This window comes from Klebsiella sp. ZJOU C1, assembly GCF_035620215.1.
Taxonomy (GTDB): domain Bacteria; phylum Pseudomonadota; class Gammaproteobacteria; order Enterobacterales; family Enterobacteriaceae; genus Klebsiella; species Klebsiella variicola.
The window spans coordinates 2,599,350-2,613,693 of record NZ_CP141644.1; the positions used below are offsets into that span (position 1 = coordinate 2,599,350).

The following is a 14,344-nucleotide window of genomic DNA, read 5'->3' on the forward strand; positions in this document are numbered from 1 at the left end:
CGAAAAAATGGTTTTGATGGCTACTATGTTTCTGTATTCTCTGGCTCTGTCGTTTTCGCCCGGGCCAGTCAATATGGTCATTATCTCTTCAGGTGTTATGCATGGCTTTAGAAAAACATTCGCCTTCGTATCCGGTGCGACTCTGGGTTTCACCCTGTTGCTTATCTTTGTTAGTTTTGGGTTATACACAGTCATTGCCTCGCACCCATCATTTTTTAAATACCTAAATGTTCTCGGCTCGATTTTTATACTGTATCAGGGCTATAAAATTGCCACATCGCAACCTGATTGGTCATTAAAAAAAGGAAATGCACCCGGATTTGTTCAGGGAGTGTTAATGCAATGGTTCAACCCAAAAGCCTGGGCTGCCTGTACCTCTGGAACTACCTTGTTTTCTGAGCCATCAACCAGTCTGCCCCTAATACTATTCATTATTATTTACTTTTTTATCTGTTATATCTCATTATCAATTTGGGCAATATTCGGTGATAAAATGTCAACGTTTCTTCAGGGAAGGGCACAAATGCGTATCTTTAATTTATTGATGGGCGGGTTTTTATGCGTTATCGCATGTTATATGCTCTACCCACAATGATTTTAGCTGTTCAAAGCTTATGTTGTTCCATAGCGTTATAAATGTAATTAATTAGTTTATAGGCGGCGCTGCTGGTTGATATATTGGCGGGCCAAATGGCATAAACTTTTAGCGGTTCTAATGACCAGTCAGGAAGTACTTCATGCATCTCCCCGAGTTTAACATCATTTTCGCAGAGGAAACGGGGAGGTACGGCAAGCCCTATGTTCTGTTTGGCAAGGACATAGGCAGCTTCAATGTTATCAACGCATACCATAGGAGCATACTTAATGACCGCCAGTTCGCCGTTTTTATGCCTGAACTCTCGGATGTTCTCTCTCATTGTTAACCCAATCCACGGCAGGGATCCCAACTCAACGGGATGCTTAATGGGGTGGTGCTGCATGAGCAAGTCCTTAGACGCCACCAGTTGTCGTGGTAGAACAAATAGGTGTCTTGCTTTGAGTGAACTGTCCGGGAGTTCGCCAATACGGAAGGCGACATCAATGCTATCGGCGATGATGTCCTCGCGCAGATCACTATAAGAAATACTCAGGGAAATATCCGGGTTTTCTTTGATAAAATTCGCCAGATGGCGGGTGAATGGACCGTTTAAAAAAACAGCAGGGAGGGAAATGCGCAGCTTGCCGACGGTAGAGATAGAGCGTTGTTTAAATTCAATGACGCCCTTTTCATACAGCTCCAGCATCGATCTGGCGGTCTCCAGCAAACTGATGCCATCCTGGGTTAGAGAAATTTTCCGCGTATTTCTGTACAGCAAGGCGCTATTGAGGTTTTTCTCAAGTCTGGATAAATGTGTGCTTGCTGTTGCGGTCGTCAGGCCTAACGCTGCGGCGCCACCTGAGATAGAACCTCGTTCTACAATTTTGGCAAATACTATCAGGTAGCGGATGTCATCGATCATTTACAGTCCTGTGTTCACTCAGTAATGCTGGGCGTGGAGCCAGCAAAAGCGTTAATCCATCATAGAATTAACATATCCTATTTTCATCATCGGCAGCATAATTTTTCAAATGCTTCTCAACGCTGGCTAACCGGTTTCCCGGTATGGAGATTTGTGCTTCAATGGGCAGGCAGAAATCCTCGAAGCATCATCGGTAATATTCCCCGTCAGGAGGTAAGTTTGCACATTGATACCCATCGTTTGCATCTTCGCCCGGTCATGGCTTCCGATGTCGACGATCTGTACCGAATTTATGGCGATCCCGCGACCAATACCTTCAACCCCGCAGGACCGTACCCGAATATAGACTATGCGGAAGTCGTCCTGCGGCGCTGGCTCGCGCACTGGCAAACGCACGGATTCGGAAATTGGGCAATATCAATGCGCAATACCCCTGAACACATCATTGGCTTTGGTGGCGTCAGTCTACGCAGTTATAACGATGTCACCATTAACAATCTTGGATATCGGTTTTCTACTGAGGCATGGGGAAAAGGCCTGGCCACCGAGTTTGCGATTGGCGCGATGAGATATGGCTTCGAGGTGCTTAAACTTGCGGAGATGTCAGCGGTTGTCCGGGCTAACCATCTGGCTTCGCAGAAAGTTCTCGAGAAAGCCGGGATGAGGTACATTAACGATATTGCTGATGTAAAAGATGCACCGCCGAGCCTGCTTTATTCATTGACGTTAAACGAGTGGTTAAGCCAGATCAGTGGCTGTACATAACGTTTAGGTTAACCCTGGTGACGGGTAATGACGCGGTCGCCTTGGGCGATCTTTCCGGCAAAACCTGCTGGCATGCCCACGAAGATACTCTTAGACATCCGCCCCCAATTTTATGCTGGTATTATGGGAGTAACCGCTGCGCGTCACGCCCGGTTCACCCCGTGCAGCGATGTGATTTTTATTCGCTAAATGCGCGCGTAATAATAAAAATAATTTCTTCAGCTTTATTCATTTTCAGAATTATCGCACAAGGTCTTACCTTAATCTGAAATGGCTGAGGGATAGTTGTTTTTGAAAACTTATACCCCGTATTATTTGATAATCATCTTTATCTCTGAAAAGGTCGTGTATGAGTAATTTTCTGCTATTAGCCCTGGCGGTGGTATTATTGTTAACATCATTATTTTGTGGTCTGTCATATGTTAAAGACAGAAGGAAGCTTAAGATGCGTTTTAACAAAACCCGGCGTTAATGGGTTGCTATTGAGGATAGCGCAAGAGCGATGGCCGAGAATCGCGCCAGCTCTTGCTTAGTATCAATCTGGAATTTTTTCATGATGTTTATTTTGTGTGAAAAAACCGTCTTATGGCTGATGCCCAGCTCTTGCGCTATCTGTTGATTGTTCATTCCCGTTTTTATCGCATCGATAATATAAAGCTGCGATTTGGTCAATGTTAGTCGCGGGCATTTAAGGCAGCGTCTGCTGTCTTTTTCCGCCCCCCCAGCGACGGGTTTACTTAATGCCGTCAGACGGTTTGCAATTTGCTTTTTAATGCTGCTGAGATCGGCGTTGATACTGATAAAACAGGCATCACGCAGACAAAGCGGCAAACGGTCAACCCGTGCACAGCTGTCGCTGGGGACAAAAACAAAGACAGGCGTCTGTTGCGGTATCTTCTTGAAGTACGGGTGACACAGGTAATGTTCACCGGTTTCCATTTCCGTAAAAAGCACATCAGTCTGGCTAATGATGTCAGATGAATATTCGTGAAGGGAAAAGGGCGTACAGATATTTTCTTCGATTGCGATCTCGATCAGTAGCTCGCAAATTCCCCGTTTCAGATAAATATTTTCAGTGTTAATTAAAAAATCAGGCATAGTGATGATGAACGCGAAATGGATTAAGGTTAATAAAATTCTTTGAAGCAAATTTGTTTTGCGAATATGGGCTTAGGATATTTCTAATAACAAACAAAAGCAATAAGTCCAAAATTGGACTTATTGCTGTGCGGATGATATAAGATTTTTAAAATCAGTGGGTTACGTATATGAGTCGCATAGAAGTTGTCGGCAATTTGGCACAAACTGCTTAAATTGCTTATATTGCATGCGTTAATTCTGGTCTCAAATATATTAATCAAAGTAATTTATTCACTGTGTGAATTGCTATTTCAAAAATACGTTGTGCAGGCGCGGATCCTCGATGAGATCGCGCCTGAGCGAAGCCAGGAGTTGTCTTTGACAAAAAGGGAGCGAGGTATTGTCCCGCCGCTGCGGAGGGTGAACAGCAACGGCGTACAAAAGAATCAGTTATCGGGGTTGTTAGAAATGCCTTTCCAGACCATCCCCAGGCCGATCAACATCGACGCGAAGAGGGCGAACAGGGTGGTGGAGATAAAAATGCCGGTCATGGTGGTGCCTCAGAAAGTGCGTATGCAGATCATTAGGCACGGTGTCGGATGAAAGGTTCCTTACCTTGCCGGGTATATTTTCACCAGCGGCGTCCGGTTGACGGCAACAAGGCGAATGCCACGTCGAAGCGCCGCTGTTGGCAAGGTGATCCTGACAGGCAGCCGTGTTGCTAAACGCGCTGTTCAAGTGGAGAATACACAACGGCAAGGGGGGAGCGATTCGGGCGTTGACATCCCTTTGACCAAGTTATATATACATGTCGCTTCTGTTTATTGAATGTTAAACAGCATCAGTTATGGGACTCAGAAGCGCCACTGCCCCCGCCGTCGGGCGGGGGCCACTCTGCCACCCGGCCTGGTTATTTTTTCCTGTGGCGAGTGATAAAAAATTTTATTTTCGCTCTTGAAAAATGCACTGCAGATATTATTTTATATAGCGGACAAGCAATGCTTGCCTTTATGTTGAGCTTTTGAATGGATATTCAGGAGGTTAATTATGGCACTCAAAACCTTGTCAGCACTCCCTGTTTTCGCTGATTCTCTTTTTGCCGATCGTTTCAACCGCATTGACCGTCTTTTCAGCCAGTTAACTGGCGATACGCCGGTGGGCGCCTTGCCGGCCTATGATTTGCAGAAAATAGATGACAGTAATTTCCTGCTCAGCGTCAGCGTGCCCGGCTGGAAAGATGAGGAACTGGAAATAGAGACCGTCGGCGGTAATCTGCATATTACCGGCAAACGTGCAGAAACTGATTCCGGGACCGACGGTAGCCAGCGCTGGATATATAAAGGCATCCGCCGCGCTGATTTCCAGCTGAGTTTCTCGCTTCCTGAACATGCCCAGATTAATCAGGCACAGCTGGATAGTGGGATCTTAAAGGTGACTATCCATCAGGAGATCCCGGAAAGCGAAAAACCGCGCAAAATTGCCATTGAGAGTCACGGCCGGGTGATTGAACACAAGGTCTGATTCGGCGACAGTTCAGAAGAGTATTCGTTAAGGCCCGCGCTGCGGGCCTTTATTTTTCCATCCAAACTGACGCGATCGGTCTACTGCCGACGAGAGAAATCGATATGCTATTCTTTTAACTGGCGCGATGCTGCTGTTATTCCTTTGATATTTTGCGAGGGGTCTGAATGACAGACGAGATGAGTTACGATGCAAAACCGACCTCAGCGCTGACGGCGGAAGTGGCTCAGATGCTGGTTGCGCGGGGCTGGCGGCTAACCACGGCAGAGTCCTGCACCGGGGGCAATCTGGCGGCGGCGCTCTGTGCTCAGGCGGATACCGCGGCGTTTTATGATACCGGCGTCGTCACTTTCAGCGATGAAGCCAAACGAAACGTGCTGCAGGTTCGTGCGGAAACCCTGGCGGTACACAGCGCCGTCAGCGAAGCGTGCGTCCAGGAGATGTCGACCGGTATTCTGGCAATGGCTGACGCCGATATCGCCATTGCCATCAGCGGCTACGCGGGACCGGAGGGCGGGGAAGATGGTACCCCCGCCGGCACGGTATGGTTTGCCTGGAATTTTCGCGGCCAGACTGAAACCAAACGGATGTGCTTTGCCGGCGACTGTGAGACCGTGGTGGCGAAAGCGGTACGATATGCCCTGGCGGCGCTGAGCGAAAAGCTTGCCCACTGGCAATGACGATGCCCGGGTGCGCGTCCTTACAGGTCCGTTGCCTGGCGCGCTACCGGCCAGCAGATCTCCCCGATGCCGTTAAGGCAGGGGCGGGAAAAGAGAAATCCCTGAAACAGGCGAATGCCTACCGACTGCAGCCAGCACCACTCCTCAATGGTTTCGACGCCCTCGGCGACCACGGTGATGCCGAGATCTTCACAGCAGCGCACGACCGAGGCGACAATCGCCTGTTTGGTGCCGCTAATATGAATATCGCGCACCAGTTCCGCATCCACTTTGATTTTATCAGGCTGAAAGCGGGTCAGGAGCGACAGACCGGAGTAACCGGCGCCAAAATCGTCGATGGCCAGCTTCATGCCGGCCACGCGCAGCGCTTTGAGAACTTTGCGGAACTGGTCGAAACAGGAGATAACCTCCGTTTCAGTCACCTCGATCAAGACCTGTTCTGGCCTGAGACCTGCCGCCAGCAGGTTGTCCATCAGCCAGCCTACGGCGTCAGGATGGTTATACAGCGAGCCCGGCAGCAGGTTGACCGCCAGCTGCTGTTTGCCGAGCGGAAGGCGGGCGGCGAGAGAGAAGGCGAACGCTTTGCTCTCAAGGTCGAAACGGTAGCGATCTTCCGCCGCAATGGCGGCAAACATTTCCACGGGTGAGCCGCCGGTTGGGCTGCGGATCAGGGCTTCAAAGGAAGAGACCCGCCTTTTGGCCGGCTCGACGATGGCCTGCAGGGCGAACTGGCAGGGCTGATCCGTCAGGTTGCGCGGCGAGGCATTGCCCACTGTGGGAGTCATCGACCAGCGAGAAGGCTGCAGAGACTCGGGCAGGCAATAGCGCCCGCCGTCGGCGATAAAGGCGCTAATCAGTCTGAACATGCGGTCATTGACCGGCTCAGTTTCACCAAAGGTGCTGAAGCGCAGGATCTCTTCTACCGCAGCATTATTCTCATGATAGCGGAGATCCAGCATCCGCATTCCGACGTCCCGAAAACGGCGATAGGCCGAGTAGTCGCGCATCAGCTCCACCACATCGCGATGTCGTGGGTCGAATTGTATTTTGCTGAATAACGACTCGAGGATCTCCTCATTTCCTTCCAGTACCTGGAAAAACTGCTGACCATTAAACAGCAGAATTCCGGTTATCCCGAGGGGCATATTTTTTCCGCTGGCGCGATGAATAAGGGCGTCAAGATCGGTCAGTGGCCGGGCTGGATCAACCTGGCTGCGGTAAATCAAGGTGGTTAGCATAGTCATTCCGTTCGCTGTAGCAGAGCCCGATGGCCTGTACAGAGCGAAAATAGGGAGGTAGGGCCATACCCTCAAGGAGGAGGCCAGCATTTTCTGACATTCAACCAACCGTGATGTCCGCTACGCGGAACGGGAGATTCACATGGTGATTCCCTCCACTCTACAGGGAATCGGATGTTTAGCTATCTTTTTCTCAATATCGTTGCTAAAAGACAATAACAGGCCATACATTTCTTCTAAAACTCGGGGGCGGAGACTGAACTTAGCGATTAAATAATGGCTGTCAGGAATTATCCTACCACGCTATGACGTGTTCTGGAAAAAAAGAAATGAGCTTGCATGGATAATATGAGGTCAATATTATCTATGCCAATCAAATTCTTTTTATTTTTCGAGGTTGTCATGGGTGATTTGCTTATTGTTTTATGTTTGATTTTTTGCCCCATTATTTCTTTGTGGAGCGGTATTTCCTATATTAAAGAGAGGCGTAAAAGACGTTATGTCTTCCGTTCCAGAAGATAATGAGTTAGCATAATAATATTTTACGAGGTTAACGTCTGGCGAGTATCTGGACAAGATTGTTGAATTGCTGACGACTCTTTAAATGGAACTTATTCATAATGTTCTTTTTATGCGAATGGATCGTTTTGTGACTAATTTTTAGTACAGTGGCAACTTCATGCGGACTCAGGCCAATGCTGAACGCGTAGATGACTTTGGTTTGCGCGTCGCTCAATGACTTACAGGGACAATTTATGCAGCGACGCAGACGATTAAAGGGAGAGCCATGCTGTTCCGTTAAGGGGCGTTGAATTGCATGACCTATCACCTCCTTAAGAAGATGAACGGCGGTGTGCGGGTGTATAAATACCGCATGCTTAAAACAGTTGGGTAAGTGATCGATGACGGTAACCTCTTCATCATTCAGGAAAATAAAAAGTTGATAATTCTCTGTAGCGTGCTGTAAAAGTTCATGGCATAAGTACCATTCTCCCGCCACCATTTCCGTGAATATGACATCGGCTTGTGCAATCGACGCCGGCTTCCATTGCTGAGAAAACTGATAATGCGATCGCTCGCACGCCTGCATCGTTTCATTGACCAGTTCGGTAATCGCGACCCGCAGATAGTGATTTTTTATATTGAACAAAAAATTCGTCATATAACTTCCCTGTTGGGTATTAAAATGATATCAGGATAAATTAAAACATATAATGGTAATGCGCCGAATATTTTTAGACGAGATAATCTAAGGGATGTTTTACACTAATGCAATATTCGCTGGAGAAAGTGGGATAACGGCAGGTGAGCATACGAAAGTTCCTAATAAACAAAACGTTAAACATATGTCTGTTAGGTTTTTCACTGATAATTATTTTTTTATTTTTGCCGTGCATAAAAAGCTTAGTGCTGTCCGCCGCCTGTTGTTAAAATTAGAGGAGGATAAGACTACAGGAAGTATGCGGTATCTATGAAGCAGATGCTCTATTTAAAAATGCTGGCGTGGCTGGAAGATAATATCTACTGTAACCCGTCTATCGATGACCTGGCGCAGTATATGGGGTATTCGCGCCGGTTTGTCTATGAGGTGTTTTATCAGTATGGTCAGTTACCCATCGGGCAGTATATCCGGCTGCGGCGGTTGACCATCGCGGCGGTGAGTCTGCGATTAACACGGCAACCGATCGCCGCCATTGCCTGGCAGTTAAGCTATGACTCGCCGCAGACCTTTTCCCGGGAGTTTAAGAAGCGCTTCTCGCTCTCGCCACGGGAATACCGTTGCGCCGTGCACTGGGACACGGCTTTGCTGTTAAAGAAATTCGACCCGGAGGGTGAGAGCCTGCCTCAGGCCCGTTTCTGTTCACTGCCCGAGAGGGTCTATCGTGGCTCTCCAATGAAGTATGAGCTGCGCCTGTCGGATATGGTATTGCAAAGCACGTCGAAGACGGCTGTCAGACAAAAGGTTGACCGTTTTTTTACCGCCGGCGGTGGCCGTCTCTCTGTGTTATCCGATTATTATGCGGCGAGAAACAATGAGCTTAACGTCGAGGTTAACGCTTTTGTCGGTTGTCATCGGGAGCGAGGGGCGCTGCCCGCGCTAACGACGAACAGCACGTTGACGACAAGGCCTGGGCTGTATGTTGGCGTTGAATTCTATGGCAGTTGGGCGCGTTACGCCCGTTTATCCAGCGATCTGTATATGGAGTTGCTGCCAGCGCTGGGAGCAAGCCGCCGGGAGGGGGTCGACATTGAATGCTTTCTCGAGCGTCATACGGAAGGTGGGCCAGCGGCGGAAAGGCGCTATCGCGTACGCTATTTTATTCCGGTGATGCTGTCTGGTGAGGTGACAGCGCGGTCAGCGCCCGGCTAACTGACAAATGACAAATGACAAATGACAAATAAAGGTGGCCCGGTGGCCACCTTTCACGAATATCACAACACAAACCACAGCAGCCAGGTGATCAGAAAGCCCGTCACCCCCATGATGGTCGTCAATACGGTCCAGGTTTTTAACCCGTCCGGCACTGAGAGCCCGAGATAGCGCGTGACGACCCAGAACCCGGCATCGTTGACGTGCGATAACCCGAGCGAGCCGAAGCAAGTCGCCAGCGTTACCAGCACCAGCTGAATCGGATCCAGCCCGATGACCGCCTGAGACAGCAGACCGGAGGTGGTGAGGATCGCCACGGTGGCCGATCCCTGCGAGGCCCGGAGTACCAGCGAGAGCAGGAAGGCGGCGGGCATCAGCGGCAGATGAATTGTCTCCAGCGCCTCGGCTAAGGCATTGCCGATGCCGGAGGCGACCAGTACGCCGCCAAAGGCGCCGCCGGCGCCGGCGACGAGGATCACGTCCGCCGACGAGGGGATCGCGCTGCCGGTGACTTCGCCCAGCTTTTTCAGGCTCATCCGCCGACGGATGCCCAGCGTCCAGCTGGCCAGGCCCAGGGAGATCAACAGGGCGACCGGTGGAGTACCAATGACGGTCATCAGCTGGCGAACCGCGTTTTCCGGCAGCAGCAGTGCCTGACACAGCGTCCCGGAAACAATCAGCATAATGGGCACCACGATCAGTCCACCGATAACCAGCGCATTCGGCGGCGGCAGACGGGTCTGCTGCGCGTTAACGGAGAGGTCTGGCACTTCAGCTGTTTGCTGCTGTTCCAGCACGTTAATCGACAGATGATAATGGCGCCGATTGATAAACCGGGCGACAAAATAACCCACGATACCAACGACTATCGATACTCCAATCCCCGCCAGCATCAGCCAGCCCACATCGCTATGCAGAATGCCTGCCGCGGCCGCTGCGCCAGGGTGGGTGGGCAGCGCGACGTGCACGGTTAACATCACTCCGGCCATCGGCAGGCCAAACTTCAGCGGCGACACGTGGGCGACTTTGCTGAAGCCGTAAATTAACGGAATGATGATGATAAAGCCGACTTCAAAAAAGACCGGCGTGCCGAGAATAAAAGCCACGATGGTTAAGGCGGCAATGGTCCGTTTTGCACCCAGTACGCCGGTCAACGTTTTCGCCAGCGATTCGGCGCCGCCGGACATTTCAATCAGCACCCCCAGCATTGAGCCCAGAATAATAATGCTGGCGATGTGACCAAGCAGGCCGCCCATGCCTTTTTCAATGGTGGTAATAATTTTATCTGCCGGAATACCGGTGGCGAATGCCACCAGCAGGCTGACGATCAGGAGCGCCACAAAAGGATGCGCTTTCGCTTTGATCACCAACAGGAGCAACAGCACTACGCTGGCTAACGCAATAAGTAACAGCGCCGATGTCGACATAGGTTTGCCTCGGGTATTAACAGGTGTACAGAGAGTTATTTTTTTAGAAAACGGCGTTTATTTTTTCCGGTAGGGCGAGAACCACCCCAGCCCGGAAAGCGTGTCTGCTCGGGGGATATATTCGCAGCCGATCCAGCCGTCATAACCGGTTTTATCCAGTAGCGCATAGAGCCACGGATAGTTTATTTCGCCCTCATCCGGTTCATGACGGTCGGGCAGGGAGGCAATCTGAATATGGCGATACTGGCCGGCATATTCGGTAATGAGATGGCTTAAATTGCCGTCCACCTTCTGCGCGTGAAACAGATCTAACTGCACCGCGACGTTCGGCCTGTCGACCCGTTTCACCATCTCCAGCGTTTGATATTGGCTGTGGTAGAGATAGCCCGGTTTGGTCTGGGGATTCAGCGCTTCGATGAGTATCCGCTTGTCGTGGCGGGCAAAGCACTCCGCCGCGTAGCGCAGATTATCGATAAGCACGGCCTCGCAGGCTGCGCGATCCATCCCCGGCTGTACCACGCCGGCCATGATATGCACCTGCGGGCAATCCAGCTGGCAGGCGTACTCCAGCGCCAGCTGGATCTGCTGGCGGGCCTCGGCGCTTCTGCCTGGCACCGCGGCGAGCCCCCATTCTCCGGCGTTGACGTCGCCAGGTGGGGTATTGAACAGCACCAGCTGCAGCTGGTTTTCCTGCAGGCGCTGTTTAATTTCCCCGGCCTCATACTCATAGGGAAACAGAAACTCCACGGCTTCAAAACCCGCGCGGGCAGCGGCGGCGAACCGGTCCAGGAACGGCAGTTCGGTAAACAGCATGGTTAAATTAGCAGCAAATTTTGGCATGGTTTTATCTCAGTTCATCCACTTCGTCAGTGGTCAGGTAACGGATCTCACGGTTGCCGAGGGTAAATATCAGCCGCGCGGTCTCTTCCAGCTCTTCGGTATTGTTGGTGGCTTCGCGCAGCGATGAGCCGGTGACCACCGGACCGTGGTTGGCCAGTAAAAAGGCGTTATAGCGCGGCGCCAGACCGGCCAGCGCCTGGGCAATACGGTCATCGCCCGGCCGGTAGTAGGGAACCACCGGGACGTCGCCGACACGCATCACCACATAGGGGGTAAAGGGACGAATACAGTTGTGCGGATCGAGCCTCTGCAGGCAGGAGAGCGCGGTCAGATAGTGGCTGTGCAAGTGGACGATCGCCTTGCAGGCCGGGTTGTGCAAATAGACCGCCCGGTGAAAAGTGACCTCTTTCGACGGTTTGTCGCCGGAGAGCCATTCACCTTGCAGCGTCACCACCGACAACCGCTGCGCCTGCAGTTCGCCGAGGCAGGAGCCGGTCGGCGTCGCCAGCAGGTTGCCGTCCGGCAGCAGCAGCGACAGATTGCCGGCGGAGCCGGTGGCATAGCCGCGGCTAAACAACGAGGCGCCAATCTGCACCATTTCATCTCGCAGCTGTTGCTCAGTCATGACGAAACTCCTGCTGGGCACGGGCAAAGAAGTGGATATCGCCGAAGTTACCTGACTTCAGCGCCAGGGAGAGCGGCTGGCGGGTGTCACGCACCCAGGGCACGCCGGGGGAGATGGTCGGCCCAATATGGAACGCCTCGACCCCCAGCGTCTGCGCCACAATGCTCGATGTTTCCCCTCCGGCCACAATAAACCGGGTAAATCCTTTCGCCTTCAGGGCGGCGGCAAGGGCGGCAAACAGCTGTTCCACCCGTTCGCTGCTGGCCTTGTCGCCATACTGCGCCTGGATCCGCTGCAGCGTTTGCGGCTCGGTGGTGGCATAGATCATCGGCGCCAGCGGCGCATCGCGCTGCGCGTCCACCCAGTCAGTCAGCGTCCTGACGTAGCTCTCCAGATCGGTAAAACAGGCGCTTAAGTCGACGGCGCGGGCGGGGGCCTGTTCACGATAGGCCGCCACCTGGCTGTTGGTCATCACCGAGCAGGAGCCCGAGAGCACCACCGCCGGGCCGGCCAGCGGCATGCCCGCCTGAGCGCTTTCACCCCGGGCGCCATGGCGCTGTGCCCAGTCGCGGGCGAGGCCGATGGCGAGACCGGAACCGCCGGAGACCAGCTTCATCTCTCGCAGCGCCACGCCCTGGGTGAGCAAATCCTGTTCACTGAGGGCGTCGAGCACCACATAGCGCACCGCCGGATCGCTGATTCTCGCCAGCGCGGTGGCGACCGCCTCCGGCCCCCGGGCGACAATCGGCCAGGCAATCAGCGCGGCTTTTCCGCGCCCCTGGCGCTCAATTAAGCGGCCCAGGTGCGCATCCTCCATCGGCGTCACCGGATGGTGGCGCATCCCGGACTCATTCAGCAGTTGCTCGCCGACAAACAGATACCCCTGATAGACCGTGCGGCCGTTCACCGGCAACGCCGGGGAAATCACCGTCCGCGTTTCACCCAGCTCGGCCAGCAGAGCATCCAGCACCGGGCCAATGTTGCCCTGCGCGGTGCTGTCGAACGTGGAACAGTACTTGAAGTAGAATTGCTGACAGCCCTGGGCCTGCAGCCAGCGCAGCGCGGCCAGCGACTGGCTGACGGCCATTTCCACCGCGCAGGAGCGGGTTTTCAGGCTGATGACCACCGCCTCGCTGGTCAGCGGAAGATCGCGGGTCGGTACGCCATTAAGTTGCACCGTCGGCATGCCGTTGCGCACGAGAAAGCTGGCGATATCCGTGGCGCCGGTGAAGTCATCGGCAATGACACCAAGCTGCATGTTATCTCTCCTCACTGTTTGTGGCCCGGCAGGGTGATGCCTTTGAAAATCTTGATCACCGCGCTGTCATCTTCCCGGCCGAATCCGGCATTGCTGGCGGAGGTGAACATATTTAGCGCGGTGGTGGCGAGCGGCAGCGGGAAGGTCAGCGCCCGGGCGGTGTCATTCACCAGACCGAGATCTTTGACAAAAATATCGACGGCGGATTTTGGCGAGTAATCGCCATCCAGGACGTGCTGCATGCGATTCTCAAACATCCAGGAATTACCCGCCGCGTGCGTCACCACGTCATACATCGTCTCCAGCGGGATCCCGGCGCGGGCGGCAAGCGCCATCGCTTCGGCGGCAACGGCGATATGCACCCCGGCCAGCAGCTGATGAATAATCTTTACCGTCGAGCCAAGGCCGATGTCGCTGCCGATGCGGTAGACTTTGCCGGCCACGGCGTCCAGTACCGGCGCGAGGCGGGCAAAGGCGGCATCGCTTCCGGAGGCCATCACCGTCATGTCGCCAGCGGCCGCTTTCACTGCGCCGCCCGATACCGGCGCGTCAAGCATCAATAGCTGGTATTCCGCCAGCGCCACGGCTATCGCCTGGGCATCGGCGGAGGCGATGGTGGAGGACACCATCACGACGGTGCCCGGCTTCAGGTGGGCGGCGAGGCCGGTTTCGCCGAACAGGATCCCCCGTACCTGGGCGGCATTGACCACCAATAGCAAGACCGCATCAAGTTCAGCGGCGAAAGGCACCGCGCTGGGTCCCGCGCCTTTGGCGCCCGCCTCCAGTAGTGCGCGACAGTTGTCGGGGTTGATGTCAACGCCCCAGGTGTTCAGGCCCGCCTGCAGGCAGGCGCGGGCGGCGCCCATGCCCATTGAACCCAGTCCAATCACGCAGACGTTAGTGTGTGCAGCCATGATGGTTTCCTTGTGAATATTCGTTAATTAATGTGATTTAATGATAGAATAAAGCGTTATCATGTGAATTTATGTGAGAGCTATCACGAATAACCCACATGAATATAAAAAATTCACAGGCGGAAA

Annotated in this window: 18 protein-coding genes; 8 read left to right on the forward strand and 10 right to left on the reverse strand. The window is 52.9% G+C overall.

Annotation, left to right across the window (positions count from 1 at the left end):
- Positions 1–7 precede the first annotated feature (7 nt).
- Entirely contained in the window at positions 8–595 is a 588-nt protein-coding gene (locus SPE70_RS12345; protein ID WP_012968292.1) for a LysE family translocator, read from the forward strand.
- Between the two features lie 10 nt (positions 596–605).
- Here SPE70_RS12345 and SPE70_RS12350 read toward each other — a convergent pair whose 3' ends face one another.
- Positions 606–1,499, reverse strand: a complete 894-nt coding sequence (locus SPE70_RS12350) for a LysR family transcriptional regulator (protein WP_012968291.1) — start codon at positions 1,497–1,499, stop codon at positions 606–608.
- A 219-nt stretch (positions 1,500–1,718) separates the two neighbouring features.
- Between SPE70_RS12350 and SPE70_RS12355 the strand changes: the two genes are divergently transcribed.
- Together SPE70_RS12355 and SPE70_RS26425 are read left to right on the forward strand one after the other, a co-directional pair.
- The gene (locus SPE70_RS12355; protein ID WP_012968290.1) at positions 1,719–2,264 is read left to right on the forward strand and encodes a GNAT family N-acetyltransferase; all 546 of its coding nucleotides are present in this window, start codon (positions 1,719–1,721) and stop codon (positions 2,262–2,264) included.
- 349 nt (positions 2,265–2,613) lie between these two features.
- On the forward strand, positions 2,614–2,736 hold the full coding sequence (locus SPE70_RS26425) for a small membrane protein (RefSeq protein WP_012541799.1): 123 nt from the start codon (positions 2,614–2,616) through the stop codon (positions 2,734–2,736).
- On the opposite strand, the gene SPE70_RS12360 is transcribed toward SPE70_RS26425, so the two are convergent.
- Both SPE70_RS12360 and SPE70_RS12365 read right to left on the reverse strand, forming a co-directional pair.
- A complete protein-coding gene (locus tag SPE70_RS12360; RefSeq protein WP_012968289.1) occupies positions 2,733–3,362 on the reverse strand; it encodes a helix-turn-helix transcriptional regulator in 630 nt (209 codons plus the stop codon). The genes SPE70_RS26425 and SPE70_RS12360 overlap by 4 nt on opposite strands.
- Before the next feature lie 428 nt (positions 3,363–3,790).
- Positions 3,791–3,886, reverse strand: coding sequence for a YnaM/YnfT family protein (locus SPE70_RS12365; protein ID WP_272482055.1), 96 nt, complete (start codon positions 3,884–3,886; stop codon positions 3,791–3,793).
- Here SPE70_RS12365 and SPE70_RS12370 point away from each other — a divergent pair.
- The 3 genes from SPE70_RS12370 to SPE70_RS12380 all read left to right on the forward strand — a co-directional run bounded on the left by SPE70_RS12370 (position 3,846) and on the right by SPE70_RS12380 (position 5,545).
- Positions 3,846–3,947 (forward strand): hypothetical protein, encoded by a 102-nt coding sequence (locus SPE70_RS12370; RefSeq protein WP_224459612.1) that lies wholly within the window; start codon positions 3,846–3,848, stop codon positions 3,945–3,947. The two genes, SPE70_RS12365 and SPE70_RS12370, sit on opposite strands and share 41 nt — an antisense overlap.
- A 444-nt stretch (positions 3,948–4,391) precedes the next feature.
- Positions 4,392–4,865, forward strand: coding sequence for an Hsp20 family protein (locus SPE70_RS12375; RefSeq protein WP_012968287.1), 474 nt, complete (start codon positions 4,392–4,394; stop codon positions 4,863–4,865).
- Between the two features lie 167 nt (positions 4,866–5,032).
- The gene (locus SPE70_RS12380; RefSeq protein WP_012968286.1) at positions 5,033–5,545 is read left to right on the forward strand and encodes a 2-oxo-tetronate isomerase; all 513 of its coding nucleotides are present in this window, start codon (positions 5,033–5,035) and stop codon (positions 5,543–5,545) included.
- A 20-nt stretch (positions 5,546–5,565) separates the two neighbouring features.
- Here the strand turns inward: SPE70_RS12380 and SPE70_RS12385 are convergent, their stop codons facing one another.
- Positions 5,566–6,783 (reverse strand): diguanylate phosphodiesterase, encoded by a 1,218-nt coding sequence (locus SPE70_RS12385; RefSeq protein WP_008804990.1) that lies wholly within the window; start codon positions 6,781–6,783, stop codon positions 5,566–5,568.
- A 402-nt stretch (positions 6,784–7,185) separates the two neighbouring features.
- Between SPE70_RS12385 and SPE70_RS12390 the strand changes: the two genes are divergently transcribed.
- On the forward strand, positions 7,186–7,305 hold the full coding sequence (locus SPE70_RS12390; RefSeq protein WP_137036724.1) for a small membrane protein: 120 nt from the start codon (positions 7,186–7,188) through the stop codon (positions 7,303–7,305).
- A 28-nt stretch (positions 7,306–7,333) separates the two neighbouring features.
- Here the strand turns inward: SPE70_RS12390 and kbvR are convergent, their stop codons facing one another.
- Complete coding sequence (gene kbvR, locus SPE70_RS12395; protein WP_022065601.1) at positions 7,334–7,945, reverse strand: LuxR family transcriptional regulator KbvR; 612 nt, start codon at positions 7,943–7,945, stop codon at positions 7,334–7,336.
- Positions 7,946–8,254: 309 nt separating this feature from the next.
- Here kbvR and SPE70_RS12400 point away from each other — a divergent pair, with 309 nt between their 5' ends.
- Complete coding sequence (locus SPE70_RS12400) at positions 8,255–9,154, forward strand: helix-turn-helix domain-containing protein (protein ID WP_324726665.1); 900 nt, start codon at positions 8,255–8,257, stop codon at positions 9,152–9,154.
- A gap of 62 nt (positions 9,155–9,216) precedes the next feature.
- Here the strand turns inward: SPE70_RS12400 and SPE70_RS12405 are convergent, their stop codons facing one another.
- The 5 genes from SPE70_RS12405 to ltnD are packed head-to-tail and all read right to left on the reverse strand — an operon-like array spanning position 9,217 to position 14,218.
- A complete protein-coding gene (locus tag SPE70_RS12405) occupies positions 9,217–10,581 on the reverse strand; it encodes a GntP family transporter (RefSeq protein WP_008804987.1) in 1,365 nt (454 codons plus the stop codon).
- A gap of 57 nt (positions 10,582–10,638) precedes the next feature.
- A complete protein-coding gene (locus SPE70_RS12410) occupies positions 10,639–11,421 on the reverse strand; it encodes an HPr family phosphocarrier protein (protein ID WP_022065599.1) in 783 nt (260 codons plus the stop codon).
- A gap of 4 nt (positions 11,422–11,425) precedes the next feature.
- Positions 11,426–12,046: a 3-oxo-tetronate 4-phosphate decarboxylase gene (locus SPE70_RS12415; protein WP_063105611.1), complete on the reverse strand. Its 621-nt coding sequence runs from the start codon at positions 12,044–12,046 to the stop codon at positions 11,426–11,428.
- The gene (gene otnK, locus SPE70_RS12420) at positions 12,039–13,304 is read right to left on the reverse strand and encodes a 3-oxo-tetronate kinase (RefSeq protein ID WP_063105610.1); all 1,266 of its coding nucleotides are present in this window, start codon (positions 13,302–13,304) and stop codon (positions 12,039–12,041) included. The genes SPE70_RS12415 and otnK overlap by 8 nt, the downstream gene beginning before the upstream one ends.
- 11 nt (positions 13,305–13,315) lie before the next feature.
- A complete protein-coding gene (ltnD, locus tag SPE70_RS12425; protein WP_063105609.1) occupies positions 13,316–14,218 on the reverse strand; it encodes an L-threonate dehydrogenase in 903 nt (300 codons plus the stop codon).
- Positions 14,219–14,344: the final 126 nt, after the last annotated feature.